Below are 201 nucleotides of genomic sequence, written 5' to 3' on the forward strand. Positions count from 1 at the left end.
GAACTTATTCTTTGTATTTTCAAATTCAAGCTCTATAATCTGAGTTAACTGATTTATAAATAATCTAATGCACTAACGCAATTATGCACTTGATTCAGTAATTACAATATTATTAGCTAGAAAAAGGCAAGTTAGGGGAAACCTTAATACGCAAAACCACCGGCCTGTAGATTAACGTCAATGGCAGCGGAGTTACCGAGG

At 34.8% G+C, this 201-nt stretch carries 1 riboswitch.

Going from position 1 to position 201, the window contains the following annotated elements:
• The first annotated feature begins 115 nt into the window (after positions 1-115).
• Positions 116-200, forward strand: a riboswitch (cyclic di-GMP riboswitch).
• Position 201: the final 1 nt, after the last annotated feature.

The organism is Pseudoalteromonas sp. c7(2019) (assembly GCF_011378625.1).
Classification (GTDB): Bacteria; Pseudomonadota; Gammaproteobacteria; order Enterobacterales; family Alteromonadaceae; genus Pseudoalteromonas; species Pseudoalteromonas arctica.